This is a genomic window from Streptomonospora wellingtoniae (genome assembly GCF_031845375.1).
In the GTDB taxonomy this organism is placed as follows: domain Bacteria; phylum Actinomycetota; class Actinomycetes; order Streptosporangiales; family Streptosporangiaceae; genus Streptomonospora; species Streptomonospora wellingtoniae.
The window spans coordinates 84,248-101,959 of record NZ_JAVREK010000012.1 but is presented as its reverse complement, the minus strand read 5'-3'; the positions used below and the strand labels follow the sequence as shown (position 1 = coordinate 101,959).

At 74.6% G+C, this 17,712-nt stretch carries 17 protein-coding genes; 12 read left to right on the top strand and 5 right to left on the bottom strand.

All coding sequences use genetic code 11. The features are described from left to right. The first annotated feature begins 59 nt into the window (after positions 1-59). The 3 genes from tpiA to RM446_RS13390 all read left to right on the top strand — a co-directional run bounded on the left by tpiA (position 60) and on the right by RM446_RS13390 (position 1,920). Entirely contained in the window at positions 60-836 is a 777-nt protein-coding gene (gene tpiA, locus RM446_RS13400) for a triose-phosphate isomerase (protein ID WP_311545598.1), read from the top strand. A gap of 333 nt (positions 837-1,169) precedes the next feature. Continuing rightward, a complete protein-coding gene (secG, locus tag RM446_RS13395) occupies positions 1,170-1,406 on the top strand; it encodes a preprotein translocase subunit SecG (RefSeq protein WP_311545597.1) in 237 nt (78 codons plus the stop codon). A 142-nt stretch (positions 1,407-1,548) separates the two neighbouring features. Then, a complete protein-coding gene (locus tag RM446_RS13390; protein ID WP_311545596.1) occupies positions 1,549-1,920 on the top strand; it encodes an RNA polymerase-binding protein RbpA in 372 nt (123 codons plus the stop codon). A 71-nt stretch (positions 1,921-1,991) separates the two neighbouring features. Here the strand turns inward: RM446_RS13390 and RM446_RS13385 are convergent, their stop codons facing one another. Then, a complete protein-coding gene (locus tag RM446_RS13385; RefSeq protein ID WP_311545595.1) occupies positions 1,992-2,771 on the bottom strand; it encodes an IclR family transcriptional regulator in 780 nt (259 codons plus the stop codon). 30 nt (positions 2,772-2,801) lie between these two features. After that, entirely contained in the window at positions 2,802-2,984 is a 183-nt protein-coding gene (locus tag RM446_RS13380; RefSeq protein WP_311545594.1) for a hypothetical protein, read from the bottom strand. 74 nt (positions 2,985-3,058) lie between these two features. Here RM446_RS13380 and RM446_RS13375 point away from each other — a divergent pair, with 74 nt between their 5' ends. From RM446_RS13375 to RM446_RS13345, 7 genes are all read left to right on the top strand, one after another. Then, the gene (locus RM446_RS13375) at positions 3,059-4,051 is read left to right on the top strand and encodes a LysR family transcriptional regulator (RefSeq protein ID WP_311545593.1); all 993 of its coding nucleotides are present in this window, start codon (positions 3,059-3,061) and stop codon (positions 4,049-4,051) included. A 148-nt stretch (positions 4,052-4,199) separates the two neighbouring features. After that, the gene (hutH, locus tag RM446_RS13370; RefSeq protein WP_311545592.1) at positions 4,200-5,747 is read left to right on the top strand and encodes a histidine ammonia-lyase; all 1,548 of its coding nucleotides are present in this window, start codon (positions 4,200-4,202) and stop codon (positions 5,745-5,747) included. 24 nt (positions 5,748-5,771) lie between these two features. Continuing rightward, complete coding sequence (gene hutU, locus RM446_RS13365) at positions 5,772-7,442, top strand: urocanate hydratase (RefSeq protein ID WP_311545633.1); 1,671 nt, start codon at positions 5,772-5,774, stop codon at positions 7,440-7,442. Between the two features lie 64 nt (positions 7,443-7,506). Further along, entirely contained in the window at positions 7,507-8,742 is a 1,236-nt protein-coding gene (locus tag RM446_RS13360; protein ID WP_311545591.1) for an allantoate amidohydrolase, read from the top strand. A gap of 109 nt (positions 8,743-8,851) precedes the next feature. Next, entirely contained in the window at positions 8,852-10,288 is a 1,437-nt protein-coding gene (locus tag RM446_RS13355) for a formimidoylglutamate deiminase (protein ID WP_311545590.1), read from the top strand. A 160-nt stretch (positions 10,289-10,448) separates the two neighbouring features. Then, entirely contained in the window at positions 10,449-11,690 is a 1,242-nt protein-coding gene (hutI, locus tag RM446_RS13350; RefSeq protein ID WP_311545589.1) for an imidazolonepropionase, read from the top strand. Between the two features lie 177 nt (positions 11,691-11,867). Next, positions 11,868-12,959, top strand: coding sequence for a GNAT family N-acetyltransferase (locus tag RM446_RS13345; RefSeq protein WP_311545588.1), 1,092 nt, complete (start codon positions 11,868-11,870; stop codon positions 12,957-12,959). A 107-nt stretch (positions 12,960-13,066) separates the two neighbouring features. Here RM446_RS13345 and RM446_RS13340 read toward each other — a convergent pair whose 3' ends face one another. The 3 genes from RM446_RS13340 to RM446_RS13330 all read right to left on the bottom strand — a co-directional run bounded on the left by RM446_RS13340 (position 13,067) and on the right by RM446_RS13330 (position 15,329). Further along, entirely contained in the window at positions 13,067-13,366 is a 300-nt protein-coding gene (locus RM446_RS13340; RefSeq protein WP_311545587.1) for a hypothetical protein, read from the bottom strand. A 231-nt stretch (positions 13,367-13,597) separates the two neighbouring features. Further along, positions 13,598-14,806, bottom strand: a complete 1,209-nt coding sequence (locus RM446_RS13335; protein ID WP_311545586.1) for a hypothetical protein — start codon at positions 14,804-14,806, stop codon at positions 13,598-13,600. A gap of 256 nt (positions 14,807-15,062) precedes the next feature. Beyond that, on the bottom strand, positions 15,063-15,329 hold the full coding sequence (locus RM446_RS13330; protein ID WP_311545585.1) for a hypothetical protein: 267 nt from the start codon (positions 15,327-15,329) through the stop codon (positions 15,063-15,065). Between the two features lie 216 nt (positions 15,330-15,545). Here RM446_RS13330 and RM446_RS13325 point away from each other — a divergent pair, with 216 nt between their 5' ends. Next, positions 15,546-16,469 carry a CRISPR system precrRNA processing endoribonuclease RAMP protein Cas6 gene (locus tag RM446_RS13325; protein WP_311545584.1) on the top strand — a complete coding sequence of 308 codons (924 nt, stop codon included), beginning with the start codon at positions 15,546-15,548 and terminating at the stop codon, positions 16,467-16,469. Positions 16,470-16,549: 80 nt separating this feature from the next. After that, a complete protein-coding gene (locus RM446_RS13320) occupies positions 16,550-16,882 on the top strand; it encodes a hypothetical protein (protein WP_311545583.1) in 333 nt (110 codons plus the stop codon). Positions 16,883-17,712: the final 830 nt, after the last annotated feature.

Here is a 17,712-nt window from a genome sequence, read left to right as displayed (position 1 = left end):
CGCCGGCGGCCCTGCTCCGGGCCGCCGGCGCCCCTTATCTGCAGCTGAGGAAGACACCAATGGCAGAGCGCAAGCCGCTGATCGCGGGCAACTGGAAGCTGAACAACAACCACCTCGAAGCCATCGCGCTGGTCCAGAAGCTCGCGTTCTCGCTGAAGGACACCGACTTCGACGCCGCCGAGATCGCCGTGCTGCCGCCGTTCACGAACCTGCGCAGCGTGCAGACCCTCGTCGACGGCGACAAGCTGCGGATCGTCTACGGCGCCCAGGACGTCTCCGCCCACGAGAAGGGCGCCTACACCGGCGAGGTCTCCGGGCCGATGCTCGCCAAGCTGGGGTGCACCTACGCGCTGGCGGGCCACTCCGAGCGCCGCGAGTACCACCGGGAGGACGACGCCCTCGTCAACCAGAAGGTGAAGGCGGCATTCGCCGCCGACCTCACCCCGATCCTGTGCCTGGGCGAGGGCCTGGACGTGCGCAAGGCCGGCAACCAGGTCTCCCACACGCTCGCTCAGCTGGAAGGCGCGCTCAAGGACGTGACCGCCGAGCAGGCCGCCCGGCTGGTCGTGGCCTACGAGCCGGTGTGGGCGATCGGCACCGGCGAGGTCGCCACACCCGACGACGCCCAAGAGGTCTGCGGCGCACTGCGCGGGCGGTTGGGCGAGCTGTACTCCGACCAGGCGGCCGGGAGCGCCCGCGTCATCTACGGCGGCTCGGTGAAGTCCGACAACATCGCGGGGATCATCGACCGGGAGGACATCGACGGCGCCCTGGTGGGCGGCGCGAGCCTCAAGCCCGACGAGTTCGCCAAGCTCGCCCGGCTCGGCCGGGAGTGACGGCGGGGCCGGTCGGTGCGTGCCGACCGGCCCTTCGGCTGCGGTCGCGCCGCAGCGCACACGGGTGCCCGGGCCCGCCGGGCGCCGGCCGAACCCCGCCGCACCGGCCAATACCCCGCCGGTACGGCAGCGGCGGGGCCGCGCACGGGTTAGAATTCGCGGGAGCCCGTCGCTTCGGCGGGTACGTGTCCAAAGGGCACACGGTAGAATCCAGGAAGTGTCCTCGGCCCCCGCCCGCGCATCGGCCGCAGACCCGGTCGCCGCGGCGAGCGAGCGGTTCCGGGGACCCAAGTCGTCAATTCCCCCACTCGGGGTCGAGTTACGGGTGAGCGTGTGATCCTCGGTCTGTCCATCGTCGTGATGCTCTGCAGCGTGCTGCTGATCCTTATGGTGCTCTTGCACAAGGGCAAGGGCGGCGGCCTCTCCGATCTGTTCGGGGGCGGCGTCACGTCCTCCCTGGGCGGGTCCTCCGTGGTCGAGCGCAACCTCGACCGACTGACCATCGCCACCGGCGTGATCTGGATCGTCGCCGTCGTGGTCCTCGGGCTGATGCTCAACCAGGGCGCCTAGCCCCGGCCCTTCCGGCCCCTTCCAAAGCCCCCGCTTTTTCCGCCCGCCCGGGTCGCGGGCCCAGCCGCGCGGCATGTCTCGCCGTGCGGTGTCTTTTCCGTTTCCCCTAGCCGGGGCGTGTTGTCCGTCGAAGGAGTTTTCCGTGGGTAGTGGCAGCGCAATCCGTGGCAGTCGCGTCGGCGCAGGCCCGATGGGCGAGGCCGAGCGCGGCGAGTCCGCGCCGCGCATCCGGGTTCCGTTCTACTGCGCCAACAATCACGAGGTTATTCCGAGCTTCGCGCACGAGGCCGCGGTTCCCGAGGAGTGGGACTGCCCCCGCTGCGGGTTCCCGGCGGGCAAGGACCCGCAGAACCCCCCGGCGCCCCCGCGCACCGAGCCCTACAAGACGCACCTGGCCTACGTGAAGGAGCGCCGCAGCGAGGAGGAGGGCCGGCTCATCCTGGACGAGGCCCTCGCCAAGCTGCGCGCCGAGCGCGCCGAGGTCGAGGCCTACATCAAGGCCAACGCGAACTAGCCGGGTAACAGCACCGTCGATCTTGTAGCTATCGTCACTGGAAATCGTTTTCCTTCACGATGGCTACAAGATCAACGGGGTTCGGGTCCGGTGCGCGGGCCCCGCCCGCCGAGTCTGCGGGTCAGCTCGGCCGCCGCGTCGCGCGCACCGGAGGCCAGCGCCTCCGCCGTGACCGGGCGCGCGCTGGGCACGGTCAGGCTGATTGCCGCCGCCGGTGCCGCGTTGTGGTCGAAGGCCGCCGCGGCCACCGACGAGAATCCGTCGGTGACCTGTTCCTCTTCGACTGCGTAGCCCGCGCGGCGCTCGCGGGCCAGCAGTTCGCGGAGTTCGCCCGGTGTTGCGGGGCCGCGTCCGGTGCGGTCCACGAACGCCTCCGCGGCGGGGTAGAGCGCGCGCACCTGGGCGCGCGGCAAGTGGGCCAGCAGCGCCCGTCCCGAGGCGGTCAGATGCGCCGGCAGCCGTACGCCCACTCCGGTGACGAGCGCCGGCGCGTGCGGCGGATGCTCTTTGAGCAGGTACAGCGTGTCGGCGCCGTGCAGCACGCCCAGGTGCGCGGTCGCAGCTGTCTCCTCGACCAGCCGCCGCAGCAGCGGCCGGGCGAGCCGTTCCAGCGGGCCGTGCCGCAGGTAGGCCGACCCGATCTCGAATGCCGCCACCCCCAGGCCCCACCGGCGCTCCTCGGGCAGGTGGGTGACGAAGCCTTCCTCGGCCATGGCCTCAAGCAGTTGGTAGACGCTCGAGCGCGGCAGTCCCAGCTCGGCGGCGGCGGCCGCCGCCGAGACCGGCCCCGGACGCGCGGCGAGGAAGCGCAGCAACCGCAGCGCCCGCGTGGCCGCCGGGACGTGGCTCATGGCGGAATTGTCCCACGTCCCGGCGCTCGTTCACCGTTGCGTGCCGGGCCCGCCGGGCAGGCTCAGCGAGCGGACCTGCAGTCTCCCGCAGGCGCAGCGGGTGTAGACGACCATTCCAGTGGAGGTCGGGTGCCGGGAGACGACCTGGTAGATCTCCGACTCCGGCCAACCGCAGTCGGGGCAGGCCTGTGCGCGGTTCGTGCAGGATTCCATGGATCCAGTCTGGGTGCGGGTCTCAGTTCATGTCCATCTGAACTTTTTTCAAGAAACCGTGTAGCATCACCTACATGCTCGACCTTCGGCGGCTGCGCGTCCTGCGGGCGGTCCACCACCACGGCACGGTCACCGGCGCGGCCGAGGCGCTGCACCTGACCCCCTCGGCGGTCTCCCAGCAGATCCGCCAGCTCGCCCGCGACCTCGGTGTCACCCTGCTGGAGCCGGAGGGCCGGCGGGTGCGGCTGACCTCGGCCGCCCACGTACTGCTCGACCACGCCGACGCGCTCAGTACCCGCTGGGAGCAGGCCGTCGCCGATCTCGCCTGCCATGCCGAGGGCGAGGCCGGTCCGCTGCGCCTGGCCGGCTACCCGACGGGCGTGGCCACGCTGCTGGCGCCGGCCGCGGGCCTGCTGCGCCGCGCGCACCCGGGGCTGACGGTGTCGGTGACCGAGGCCGAGGCGGGCGAGTGCTTCGACATGCTGCTGGCGGGCACCATGGACCTGGCGGTGTTCGTGCCGGATCCCACGGTCGCATCGGCCGAAGACTCCCGGTTCGACCAGCGCGTCCTGCTGGAGGAGCCGCACGACCTGCTGCTGCCCGCCGACCACCCGCTGGCCGGCCGCGCCAGTGTCTCCTTGGCCGAGACCGCGCGCGAGGACTGGATCACCCCCGGCGGCACCTGCAGCCACTACCGTGTGGTGCACGTCGCCTGCGCGGCAGCCGGGTTCACCCCGCGGATCGTGCACTGGGCCACCGACTGGAGCGGCGCGACCGCGCTGGTGGCGCACGGGATGGGCATCGCCCTGGTGCCGCGGCTGCTGCCCATCGCCACCGAGCACCCCGTCGTGCGGATGGCGCTGGACGGGCACTCGGTGCCCAAGCGGTCGATCCTGGCCTGCCTGCGCAGCGGCAGCGACGAGCATCCCGCAGTCGTCCGCGGGCTGGAGGCCCTGCGCGAGGTGGCCGCCAAGGCGCCCGTCGGTACCGGCCCCCTGATGCCGCAGCGGACCGGAGGAGCACCGCGCGAGGCCGCGCCTGCACCTCTGCTCGTCGAGAGCGGTTGAGTCCGAAGGCCCTGCGACGCCCGCGGCAGAGGTGCGGCCGGACGCCGGGGCGCAGCGGCCCGCACGCGGGCTCCGCCCCCGCCGTGTCTGAAACCTCGGACACATCCTGTGGTCCGGGGGTCGCGCCGCAGGTCGCACACAGCGTCCAATGGGGACCATGCCCACCTCGATCGACATCGGCCCCTCCGGACTCGCCGCCGGCGACGTGGTCGCCGCGGCACGCCGCGGCGCGACGGTCCGCCTCACCGGCGACGCGCGCGCCGCCGTCGCCGCCGGGCGCAAGCGCGTCGAGGCCCTGGCCGCCGACCCCGCGCCCGCCTACGGCGTCAGCACCGGGTTCGGGGCGCTGGCCACCCGGCACATCGCCGCCGACCTGCGCACCCGGCTGCAGGCCTCCCTGATCCGCTCGCACGCCGCCGGCGCCGGAGCCGAGGTCGAGCGTGAAGTGGTGCGCGCGCTGATGCTGCTGCGGCTGCGCACCCTGGCCGGGGGCGGCACGGGAGTCCGCGTCGAGACCGCCGATGCGCTGGCCGGACTGCTCAACGCCGGGATCACCCCCGTCGTGCACGAGTACGGCAGCCTGGGCTGCTCGGGCGACCTCGCGCCGCTGTCCCACCTCGCCCTGGCGCTGATGGGCGAGGGCGACGTGCGCGACGCCGACGGGCACCGGCTCCCGGCGGGCGAGGCGCTGCGCGGCGCGGGGCTGCGCCCGGTGGAGCCGGCCGCCAAAGAGGGCCTCGCGCTGATCAACGGCACCGACGGCATGCTCGGCATGCTTCTGCTGGCCTGCGCCGACCTGTCCGAGCTGCTGCGCGTCGCCGACATCACCGCCGCCATGAGCGTGGAGGCGCTGCTGGGCACCGACCGGGTCTTCGCCGCCGACCTGCAGGACCTGCGCCCGCACCCCGGCCAGGCTGCCGCCGCGGCCAACATGCGCGCCCTGCTGGCCGGGTCGCCCATCGTCGCCTCGCACCGCGGTCCCGACTGCACCCGTGTGCAGGACGCCTACTCGCTGCGCTGCGCGCCGCAGGTCGCCGGGGCCGTGCGCGACACCCTCGCCCACGCCGAGTCCGTCGCGGAGCGCGAGCTGGCCGCCGTGATCGACAACCCGGTGGTGCTGGACGACGGCCGAGTGGAGTCCAACGGCAACTTCCACGGCGCTCCGGTGGGCTATGTGCTGGACTTCCTCGCCATCGCGGTAGCCGATCTGGCCTCCATCGCCGAGCGCCGCACCGACCGGATGCTCGACGTCGCCCGCTCGCACGGGCTGCCCGCATTCCTCGCCGACGACCCCGGCGTCGACTCCGGCCACATGATCGCCCAGTACACCCAGGCCGCCATGGTCTCGGAGCTGAAGCGGCTTGCCGTCCCCGCCAGCGTCGACTCCATCCCCAGCTCGGCGATGCAGGAGGACCACGTCTCGATGGGCTGGTCCGCCGCGCGCAAGCTGCGCCGCGCCGTCGACGCGCTCACCAGCGTGCTGGCGATCGAACTGGTCACCGCCGCTCGCGCGCTCGACCTGCGGGCGCCGCTGGAGCCGGCACCGGCCACCGCCGCCGTGCGCGGCACACTGCGGACCGCGGTCCCCGGGCCCGGCCCCGACCGCCACATCGCCCCCGAGATCGCCGCCGCGGCGGCGCTGATCACCGACGGCACCGTCCGCGCCGCGGCCGAGGCCGTCGCCCCGCTCGCCTGACCGTCCGGGAGGACAGCGATGACCATGGGAACCGGCTCGGCACCGCGGACCGTGCGCGCACCGCGCGGCACCGCTCGCACCGCCAAGGGGTGGCCGCAGGAGGCCGCGCTGCGGATGCTGCACAACAACCTCGACCCGGAGGTCGCCGAGCACCCCGACCGGCTGGTCGTCTACGGCGGCAGCGGCCGGGCCGCGCGCGACTGGGCGAGCTTCGACCGCATCACCGCTGTGCTGCGCGAACTGGGTGACGACGAGACGCTGCTCGTCCAGTCCGGCCGCCCCGTGGGCGTGCTGCCCACCCACGAATGGGCGCCGCGCGTGCTCATCGCCAACGCCAACCTCGTCGGCGACTGGTCGAACTGGGAGGAGTTCCGCCGCCTGGAGGCGCTGGGTCTGACCATGTACGGGCAGATGACCGCCGGCTCCTGGATCTACATCGGAACCCAGGGGATCCTGCAGGGTACCTACGAGACCTTCGGCGCGGTGGCGGCCAAGCGCTTCGGCGCCGACCTGGCCGGCACCCTCACGCTCACCGCCGGCCTGGGCGGCATGGGCGGCGCGCAGCCGCTGGCGGTGACCCTGAACGGCGGTGCGGCACTCGTGGTCGAATGCGACGCCACCCGCATCGAGCGCCGCCTCGCGCAGGGCTACCTGGACGAGCGCGCCGACAGCCTCGACGAGGCGCTGGCGCTGGCCGAGAGGGCGCGCACCGAGCGGCGCGCCGTATCGATCGGCGTTGTGGGCAACGCCGCCGAGACCGTGCCCGAACTGCTGCGCCGCGGGGCCCCGGCCGACATCGTCACCGACCAGACCTCCGCACACGACCCGCTGGCCTACCTGCCCGCCGGGGTCGACTTCGACGACTGGGCCGACTACGCGGCCCGCGACCCCGAGGGGTTCACCCGCCGCGCTCGGGACTCCATGGCCGCCCACGTCGAAGCGATGGTCGGCTTCGCCGACGCGGGCGCCGAGGTCTTCGACTACGGCAACTCCATCCGCGGCGAGGCCCGAACCGCCGGCTACACGCGCGCCTTCGACTTCCCGGGCTTCGTGCCCGCCTACATCCGCCCGCTGTTCTGCCAGGGAAAGGGCCCCTTCCGATGGGCGGCGCTCTCGGGCGACCCCGGCGACATCGCCCGCACCGACCGGGCCGTGCTGGAGCTGTTCGGTGACGACGACCACCTGTCCCGCTGGATCCGCACGGCCGGCGAGCGGGTGTCCTTCCAAGGGCTCCCGGCGCGGATCTGCTGGCTGGGGCAGGGCGAGCGGGCGGCGGCCGGACTGCGCTTCAACGAACTGGTGGCCTCCGGCGAGATCAGCGCACCGCTGGCCATCGGCCGCGACCACCTCGACACCGGCTCGGTCGCCTCCCCCTACCGCGAGACCGAGGCCATGGCCGACGGCTCCGACGCCATCGCCGACTGGCCGCTGCTCAACGCGCTCGTCAACACCGCCTCGGGCGCCTCGTGGGTCTCGATCCACCACGGCGGCGGCGTCGGGATCGGCCGCTCCCTCCACGCCGGCCAGGTGGCGGTCGCCGACGGCAGCGCGCTGGCAGCGCGCAAGCTGGAGCGGGTGCTGTCCAACGACCCCGCGACCGGCGTGATCCGCCACGCCGATGCGGGGTATGGCCAGGCCGAAGACGTCGCCCGCGAGCACGGGATCCGGCTGCCCATGAGCGGGGACCGGGACTGATGGGCGCGGGCGGCGCACGGCCGCGAACGGCGTACGACGAGCGCATGCGGGGGACGGGACGCCGATGAGCGACGACTTCGAGGAGCTGTGGACCGAGCTGGCCCCGGTGGGGCGTAACCGCATCACCGGTGGTTACCGGAGGTTCTCCTGGGGATCCGCCGACGCCGAGGCGCGCGCCTGGTTCGTCTCGGCGGCGAGTGCGCGAGGACTCGACGTCGGGACCGACGGCAACGGCAACCTCTGGGCCTGGTGGGGCGAACCCGGCCCCGAGGCGGTGGTCACCGGGTCCCACCTGGACTCCGTGCCCGACGGGGGAGCCTACGACGGGCCGCTGGGCGTCGTCGGCGCCCTCGCCGCGATCGGGGAGCTGCGCCGGCGCGGCCTGCGGCCCCGCCGCCCCCTGGCCGTAGCGGTGTTCGCCGAGGAGGAGGGCGCCCGCTTCGGCGTACCCTGCCTGGGCAGCCGGCTGCTGACGGGGGCGATCACCCCCGAGCGCGCCGGCGGGCTCGCCGACGCAGACGGCGTCACCTGGGCGCACGCGATGGAGGCGGCCGGCCTCGACCCCGGCCGGCTGGGCGCCGACCGCGAGCTGCTGGGCCGCATCGGCGCGTTCGTCGAGCTGCACATCGAGCAGGGGCGGGCACTGGTCCACTCCGGCGCCCCTGTCGGCGTCGCCTCGGCCGTGTGGCCCCACGGCCGGTGGCGGCTGGACTTCTCCGGCCAGGCCGACCACGCGGGGACCACGCTCCTGGCCGACCGCAGCGACCCCATGCTGCCCTTCGCCGCCGCCGTTCTGGAGGCGCGCCGGGCGGCCGAGGCGAACGGAGCCCTGGCGACCGTGGGCAAGGTGCGCGTGTCCCCCAACGGCACCAACGCCGTACCGTCCCGCGTGCGCGCCTGGCTGGACGCGCGCGCGGCCGACGAGGGTGCGCTGCGCGCGGTGGTCGACCGGGTCGACGCGGCCGCGCGCGGCAGCGCGGCCGAGCACGGCGTCACGGTGAACGGGTTCCTGGAGTCCGCGTCGCCGCTGGTGGATTTCGACCACCGACTGCGCGACCGCATCGCCGCCCGTGTCGGAGGCGAGGCGGGCGGCCCGCCGCTGCTCACCACCGGCGCCGGCCATGACGCCGGCGTGCTGGCCACCGCCGTGCCCACCGCCATGCTGTTCGTGCGCAACCCCACCGGCACCTCCCACGCGCCCGAGGAGAGGGCCACCGGAGCCGACTGCCGTTCGGGCGTGGAAGCGCTGGCCGACGTCCTGGCCGACCTGACCGGGGCCGGCCCGCGGGACGAGGCGTAAGCGGTGCGGTCGGGGCGCGGGAGAGGGCCCGGCGCCGGGCGGGGCCCGTGTCGGCGAGAGGCTGACGATCGCCTGGTTCCGCTGCCACTACGAGGACGGGGACCTGGGGATGTTCGTCGAGGCCGGTGACGAGAGCGGCGGCGCAGGGGCGCCGCGGTCCGCGGAGCGCTACTGGTGCGAGTGGGCGCTGCTGGACTCGGGTGCGGGCGGCGCGGCCGCGCCCGGGGTGCTCGTCGAGGTCTCCGGCGGCCTGATCACCTCCCTCGCCCGCGACACGCGCCCGCCCGACGGCGCCGAGCGGCTGAGCGGGCTCACGGTCGCCGGATTCGCCAACGCGCACTCACATGCCTTCCACCGGGTGCTGCGCGGGCGCACGGGCGAGGACGGCGGCAGCTTCTGGACCTGGCGCCGGCGCATGTACGAGGTCGCCGAGCGGCTGGACCCCGACTCCTACCGCCGCCTCGCCGGCGCCGTCTACGCCGAGATGGCGCTTGCCGGAGTCACCTGCGTCGGCGAGTTCCACTACGTGCACCACGCGCCCGGCGGCGCCCGCTACAGCGACCCCAACGCCATGGGCCGGGCCCTCATCGCCGCCGCGGACGACGCCGGAGTCCGGATCACCCTGCTCGACGCCTGCTACCTCGCCGGAGGCCTGGACCCCCGCAGCGGGTACACGCCGCTGGAGGGGCCGCAGCTGCGCTTCGGCGACGCGGGAGCCGACGCCTGGGCCGAGAGGGTCGCCGCCCTGCGGCCGATCGGCGGCCGCGCCCGCGTCGGCGCCGCCGCCCACTCGGTGCGCGCGGTGCCGCCCGCCGACCTCGCCCGCATCGCCAGAGCGGCGCCCGACGCCGCGTGGGCCGCGACCCACATCCACCTCTCCGAGCAGCCCGCCGAGAACGCCGCCTGCCTGGCCGCCAACGGGCACACCCCGGCCGGGGTCCTTGACGAGACCGGCTTCCTCGCCTCCCTGCGCCCCGCACTCGTGCACGCCACCCACCTCACCGGCGCCGACGCCGACCTGGTCCGCGGCACCGGTGCCGGGGTGTGCCTGTGCCCCACCACCGAGCGGGACCTGGCCGACGGCCTGCCTGAGCTGGACCGCTTGGGCGGCGTCGCGCTTTCGCTGGGCAGCGACGGTCACAGCACCGTCGACATGTTCGCCGAGGCCCGTGGAGCCGAGGAGCACGAGCGCCTGCGCACCGGACGCCGCGGCAACCTGCCCGCCCACCGCCTGCTGGAGGCACTGCACACCGGCGGACACGCGGCTCTGGGGTGGGCGCCCGAGCCTGAAACCGGGGGAGACCGCGGGGCGGGGCGCATCGCCGCGGGCGCCCGCGCCGACCTGGTCAACGTGGCCGCCGACGGCGTCCGACTGGCCGGATTCGACCCCGCGCACGCAGCCGAGGCCCTGGTGTGGGCGGCCTCCGCCGCCGACGTCCGCCATGTCATGGCCGACGGCCGCTGGATCGTACGCGACGGCGTGCACACGCTCATGCCCGATGCGGCGGCGCGGTTGGACGCGGCCGTCAGGGAGTCGGTCCGTTGAGCCCTCCCGACGCGCATGCCGCGGGCGGCGGTCCCGCGCGGCCGCCGACCGCCGTTCCCGGCCCCGCTGCGCTCACGGACCCCGCCCCCGCCCCGACCCCGCGCACGCCCCGCCCCGCAACCGAAGGGAGGAACGCGGCGCCCGGCACGCCGCGACGCCGATGAGCACCACACCGCCCGCCACCCGACCCCGACCCGTGCCCGCCGTCTCCTCGGTTCTGATCGACGACATCGGGGTCCTCGCCACGAACGACACCGCGCTCGGCGCCGGCGAACTCGGCGAGGTGGCCGGTGCCGCCCTGGTCGTCGAATCCGGCCGGGTGGCCTGGTGCGGCCCGCGGTCCCGGGCCCCGGCCGCCGACGTGCGCGTGGACGCCGCCGGGCGGTGCGTCATCCCCGGGTTCGTCGACAGCCACTCCCACATCGTCTTCGCCGGCGACCGCAGCCGGGAGTTCGGCGCCCGGATGAGCGGGCGGCCCTACGAGGCCGGCGGAATCCGCACCACCGTCGCAGCCACCCGCGGCGCGTCCGACACCGAGCTGCTGGGCAACGCCACGCGCCTGCTGCGCGAGGCACGCGCCCAGGGGACCACCACGCTCGAGGTCAAGTCCGGCTACGGGCTCAGCGTCGCCGACGAGGAGCGCTGCCTGCGGGCCGCCGCGCGGCTGACCGGCGAGGTGACCTTCCTCGGTGCGCACGTCGTCCCGCCCGAGTACGAGGGCGACCCCGACGGCTACGTGGACCTGGTCACCGGCGCGATGCTGGAGGCCTGCGCTCCGCACGCCCGCTGGGTCGACGTGTTCTGCGAGCGCGGCGCCTTCGACGAGGACCAGGCGCGGCGCGTCCTGCGGGCCGGGCGCGAGCGCGGGCTGCTGCCGCGCGTGCACGGCAACCAGTTGGGCCACGGGCCCGGCGTCCGCTTGGCCGTGCAGGAGGGCGCGGCGTCGGTGGACCACTGCACCCACCTGGCGGACGGCGACGTGGCCGCGCTGGCCGACTCGGCGGCGGGTGCGGGGCCGGCGACGGTCGCCACGCTGCTGCCCGGGGTGGACTTCTCCACCCGCCAGCCCTATCCCGACGCGCGCGCCCTCCTCGACGCCGGGGCCCGCGTCGCGCTGGCCGGCGACTGCAACCCCGGCTCGTGCTTCACCTCCAGCATGGCGCTGTGCATCGCGCTGGCGGTCCGCGAGATGCGCATGACCCCCGAGGAGGCGGTGCGCGCGGCGACCGCGGGCGGTGCGCAGGCGCTGCGCCGGGACGATGTCGGCCGCCTGTCCGCCGGCGCCCGCGCGGACATCGTCCTGCTGGAGGCCCCCAACCCGGTGTACCTGGCCTACCGGCCCGGAGTTCCCCAGGTCGCGGCCGTGTGGAAGGACGGCGAACTCGTGGCGGGGCGGCCCTGACCGGGCGCCCGCGCGGCGGGCGTTTCAGGACAGACCGGGGCGGAGGTCCACATGCGGGGTTTCTGTGGAATTTACCGGATGTAGCACGCACGAAACGCGCACGCCCCACCCTGGAGGGGGATCGGCCCGCGACCGCACGGCGCCGCCGGGGCCGAGCCCACTCGTGAAGGGAGACGCATGAGCCTGTGGCGCATCCGCACCGTCGTCGAGGACCGTCCCGGCCGACTGGCAGCGGTGGTCGGTGCGATGGCCGCCCGGGGCGGCAACGTCGTCGGACTGTCGATACACGCCGACGCCTCCGGCGTGGTGGACGAGTTCGTCGTCGACATCCCGGGGGAGCACCGCACGCTGCTGCGCGACGTCGCCCGGCACAGCGTCACCGACTCGGTCGGCGCCGTGCCCGCACAGCCCCGCGAGGTCGGCGACGACGTCACCAAGGCGCTGCTGCTGACGTCCCGGTTGCGCAGCGCGCCCAACCGGTTGCCCGAGGCGCTCGGCGAGCTGCTGATGGCCGACGAGGCCCGCTGGACCAACCTGACCCGGCCGGTCCCGGAGTTCCCGGAGGAGCCGGAGACCACGCTGGTCGTCCCGGTGGGCCCGTTGCGCGGTGTCCGGCTGCGCCGACCCGACCGGCCTTTCACCTGGACCGAGTCGGCGCGCGCCGACGCACTGGTGCGGTCGGTACTGCCGCCCACCGGCCCGGCACCCACGGACGGCTCCATCGCGACCCGCGGCGGCGTCGGCCTCGCCGTCGGCCAGGCCCGGACGGCCGACGCCGACGCGATCCAGCGGCTGCACGCCCGCTGCTCGCCCGAGACCACCCGCGGGCGCTACTTCTCCGGCATGCGGCGGCTGACGCCGAGCATGCTGGGCCTGTTCTGCGACCCGGAGCGGGGGCTGACCCTGCTCGCGCGCCCGCGCGAGGGCGGCGAGCCGGTCGCGCTGGCGCACCTGATGTACACGCTCGACCCGGGCGTGGGCGAAATCGCCTTCCTGGTGGAGGACTCCTGGCAGCGGCAGGGCGTGGGCACCGCGTTGACCCGGGCGCTGACCGCGGTCGCCGCCGACTGGGGCCTGGCCGAGATCCGCGCCGAGACCGTGGCCGGCAACCGGGGGATGCAGCGCATCATGCACCGCATGGGTGCGTCGGTCGGCGCCCCGCACGACGGAGTGGTCCACGCGCGGCTGCCGGTGGCCGGCGCAGGTCCCGCCAGGCGCGGGGGCAGGCTGGCCGAGCTGATGACCGAGCCCGGCGCCGCCGGGGCCTGAATCGAGGAACCCTCCTGAGAAGCGGGCGGGGGAGGCCGGTGAAATGGGGCATCGGCCTCCCCCGCCGCATGTCCGCTGTCCGTGCCGCCGCCCGGGAGTCGGGCGGGTCAGGAATCGTCGGAGTCGTCGGACGCGGAGGCCGAGGAGGGGGAGTCGTCGCCGGAGGCGTCCGGGCCGGACTTGGCGTCGGCGGCGTCGGCCTTCTTCGCGCGGCGCTTCTTCACCGGCCGCGAGTAGTCGACCAGCGGCTCATAGAGGGTCTCGTGCTCCTTCTTGCACTCGTCGCAGGCGTCGACCTCGCGGACGGACCCCTCCCAGGCGAACTGGATGACGTCAGTCGCCTCGACCTTCTCCTCGCGGACGGCGTGCGGATCGCAGTACTTCAGCGTGAAGACCTCGGTGACCACGGCGGTGTGTCCCTTCGGTAGTGGGTCGGCATGTTCGTGCTCATCGCCGAATCATACACCTGTACGAAGGGGCTGTCCGCGCCGAAGTGCGAGTGCACCGTCCGAATCTACGCCATGCCGACGCCTGCGGCACTGCGTGCGGCCGCGCGGACAGGGCACGAGTGAGGCGGGTGACCGGGCGGTATGGCAGCGTACAAATCAATGATTCGCGACGTCCAACGCAGTCGCTGCTCACTCCACCGCCGCGACCAGGTCGACCAGGGTGTCCAGCAGGTCGGCGCGGACGTCGTCGTCGCTGACGGCCCGGACCCAGGCAGAGGGTACGGCGCCGGGCAGGGTGCGCAGGTGCGTGTCGAGGAACCGGTCCAGGGCCGCGACCGGGTTGGTGGCATAGTAGACCGGGTTCTCTCGCGCCCGCGTCACCAGCGTCCACGCGGTGCGGCGCAGCCAGTCCTGCTCCGGCTCGGGCAGGTGCTCGGTGCGCGGGCGCTCGGGCGGCTCCGCGACCGCGGGGGAGGGCGCGGGGTCGGCGACCGGGTGGTAGGGGGCGCTGCGCGCCCGGCCGCGTGCCCGCTCCAGCAGTTCGAAGTGCTCGGGCAGCCGGTCGGCGAGCCGGCGCAGCACCTCGGTCAGAACGCGCGCGAGGTCGTCCGGCCCCATGCCGCGCAGCGACTGCCCGAGGCCGACGCGGCGCACCTCGTCGGCCGTGCGGGCGCGCGCCGGGTCCACGCCGTCGGCCAGCTCCTGCAGCTTGCGCAGCAGGTACTCGGCCGTAGGCACCGACACCAGCGGGCGCTCCCGGCAGACCGCCATCGCGCGGCCCGCGCGGTCGGCCACCGGTACCGCCCCCGACTCGCGGGTGAACCCGTGGTCGCCGGGAAGGGGGGAGTCGATCGGTTCGTCCGGCTGCTCGTCGGGCAGGTCCACCGCCGGGTGGCCGAAGCCCGCGGCCAGCACCAGGGCGGCGAGGGCCTCCTGCTCGACGACGCCGGGCGCCACCCACGCGGCCACCGCCTGCTGGCGCGCCCAGCGGCGCGGCCGCTCGGAGAACGCGCAGCGCAGCGTGCGCCCCGACCACTGCGGGAAGACCAGCCGCAGCCGCGAGAACGCGCGGTCGGTCTCAGCGTCGCGCAGCGCGAAGACCAGGCGGCGGACCCGGGCCGGGGGCATCTCGCCCGCATCGAGCGCGGCGTGCACCTCGCCCATGCGTGCGGTGATCTTGGAGTCGGCGGATCCGCCGTGGCGGTCGCAGGGGCAGTGCTCGCTCAGCAGTGTCAGCGCCGAGTCGAACTGCGCGGCGTGGCGGTCGCAGCTCTGCAGCGTCTCGGGCGCGTTCCGCTGGCGCGCGGGCTCGCACCGGCCGCAGCCGAAGGCGCGGGTCATCGCGTGCAGGAACGCGGTCGAACCGAAAAGGTCCGTGAACAGGCAGCGCGTGCTCAAGATCCTTCTTCTCCCCGTTGGCACGGGGCTGAGGCTCTTCCCCAGCTCCTCCGGGAAAGTGCGTTGAAGAAGGACAGCTGAATCCGGCGACACACCCACGTCGGCTGGCGCTTGCCGACGCCGCCCTGGCGACGCGCGTGGTCCACTACGAAAGTAGGGTCCGCGCCCGCCCGGAGTCAAGGAACGGCAAAGCACTCAGCGCGCGCCCCCGCCGGGCGCCCGACGGCCGCGCCCCGCGTGCGCGCCGGCGCGGCCGTCAGCTCTGGGACCGCCGCCGGTAGTGATCCGCGAGCTGCGTGAGGTGGGCGGCCAGCTCCTCGGCGGTGACCTCGGGCACCGGTGGCTGGTCGCGGCGATGCGGGCCGGTGTCGGCCTCCGGCGCCTCATCGGAGTCGGGGGCCTCCTCCAGGTCGGGGTCGAGCGCTGCGAGGCGGTGGTGCACGTAGGCGTCCAGCCAGTCGTGGGGCCGCGGATGCGGGGCACCGCGGTTCTGCGGGTCGGTGTGGTCGTCTGCGGGACTCATGCGCGGGCGGCTCCGTCCTGATCACTTGAGCGCGTTGTGCCGTGGCCGGGCGGTGACGGTGTGCCGACACCTCTCGGACGGCCGAGCCGCCCCGTCGCACCGGCGAGGACGGCCTCCGGGCGCCACCGGGGCTGTCCGAGAGCTATGGGTGCTCGGGCCTGATGAGAAAGGCGCCACCACGGCCGAGGCAGCTCGGCGAACCAAGGGGGAGTGACGATGCCGCGACGCTGGACGCTGGTGCTGCGCGACCACGCCGACGCCGCCCGGCCCGTGCGCGCCGTCGACTGCCATGGGCTGCTGAACTCCTGGTGGCCCCAGTCCGACGCCGAGCACGGCTGCGCCAAGAAGTGGGCCATGAACGGCTGGCCCCAGCCCTTGGCCGACCGGCTCTGGGTGTGGTCGCTGACCTGGCTGGACGACCACCTGCCCGAGACCGGCCCCGCCGACCTGGTCGGCAGCGTGCACCGGGTGGGCGACCACCTGCTGGAACCGCTGTCGGTCACCGAGGTGCACGCCCGCGACTACACCGCGGTCCTCACCGAGCCGCGCCGGCTCTCCCACACGGCCTCGCTGCACACGCTCAGCCCTGTCGTGTCCCTGGCCCGCAACTACGACGGCGAGGACAGCTTCCAGGCGTGGCCGGGTCCGCGGCTGCTGTTCGGCGTCGTCCACCGCACGGCCGACGGCCGGGTCAGCGGCAGCGGAGCGATCGGCGCCGTCGCGCGCTTCGCGCCCCGCGAGCTCGCCGAGCCGTGGTTGCGGCGCATTGACGAGGTCACCGCGCGCCTGCGCCGCACACCCGACGACTCCGCGCCCATCCGGGCCACCGAGCACCCCGGTCCGGCCGGGCGCACGGTGCTCGGCTGGGAAGGCGGTCTGCGCCTGGCACTGCCCCGCGGGAGCGACGGCCTGCAGCTGGCCGACTTCGGTGCGCTGCTGGAACTGATCGAGCTGACCGGAGTGGGCAAGTACACGGCACAGGGCTTCGGCTCTCTGCGCGTGGACACGCTGACGACCGGCGACGACGTGGCAGCCGGCCGGCGGCGGCCCTCCGCCCGGGACCGCCGGCGCCCCCGGTCTCCGCGTCCGGTGCACGCGGACTATCAGGAACAGGGATTTGACGGGTTGCTGTTCGACTGACCCGGCGCCGCCTGCGGCGATCGCGCAGCATGCTGGGTCTGCTCGGTTCGCTCGGCCGGCTCGGGGCGTGAGAGGGAAGAATGCGTGTTCCGCTGGTCAACCTGACACCGCATGAGGTGACGATCTTCGACTCCGATGACCGCGTCGTCGTCCGGTGCCCGGCTGCGTCCAAGCCGGTTCGCGTGGCCGTCGACCGCTGCGAGATCGGCCGCATCGGCGGAATACCGGTGTTCTCCGAGGACTACGGGCGCGCCCGGCTCCCAGCACCGGCGCTGGGCGTCTGGTACATCGTCTCCTCCACCGTCGCACTGGCCCATCCCGAGCGCACCGACCTGCTCGTGCCCACGGACCTGGTGCGCTCCTCCGACGGCACCATCGTCGGCTGCAAGGCGCTGGGGCGCCGCAACGGGTGACGCGGCGGAGTCCGGGGGAGGGCAGGACGGCATAGGCGGTTCCGGTCCCGAGGGCACGCGCCCTCGGGACCGGAACCGCCCGTGCCCGTGCGGCGCCCGGGAGCGGGCCGGCGCCCGGGCCAGCCATTCCGTCTGCCGGGATGGGGCTGGCGGGGATCTACGCAGGCGAGCCAGGTGTTGGTGGTCAGGGCCGGGGTCAGGGGCCTGGCCCGGGGGTACCCGGACCGGGGCCGATGCCGGTCCCATTCCGTCTGCCGGGGAGGAGGCGGCCCTGGGGAGCGTCCGTCAACAACTGGCGTTGTTATCCCGTCAACCGGGGGGCGGACGACGAAGAAGCAGTCAGGGCCGTGCTCTGCGCGGTCGCTGTCCCGTCTGCCGGGAGGCAGGGGGCTTCCCTGATCGACGCGAGAGGCGTGCGGCGGTCGGTGCTATCCCGTCTGCCGGGTGGTGCACAGCCGGATCCCTGCGCCGCCGGTCCGCCGACCCGGACGCACCGGGGCAGGACGGGAAAAACCGGGTGCGGTAGGCGCGGGGTTTCCCGCCGATCGTCGTTCTCTCACCGCTCCTCCTTCCGGCCGTCGCGGCGCAGAGGCGCCTGCGGGGCCGTTCGCCCGCACCGGGGGGCCGATGCGGGCCTGGCGTTGGGGTTGCGAGGGTTCGGGGCTGCCGTGCTTCGAGGGTTCGAGGGGCTGGGTCATGGTCCGTATGGGCGATCACCTCCGACACAGCACCTCTCTCGGACACTGGGGTGAAACGTGTGGCGCCTGGGCGCCCGCGAAGGCCGGTATCCGGCCGGAGGCCCCCCCGCGCAAGAGCGCGCGACGGTGTGA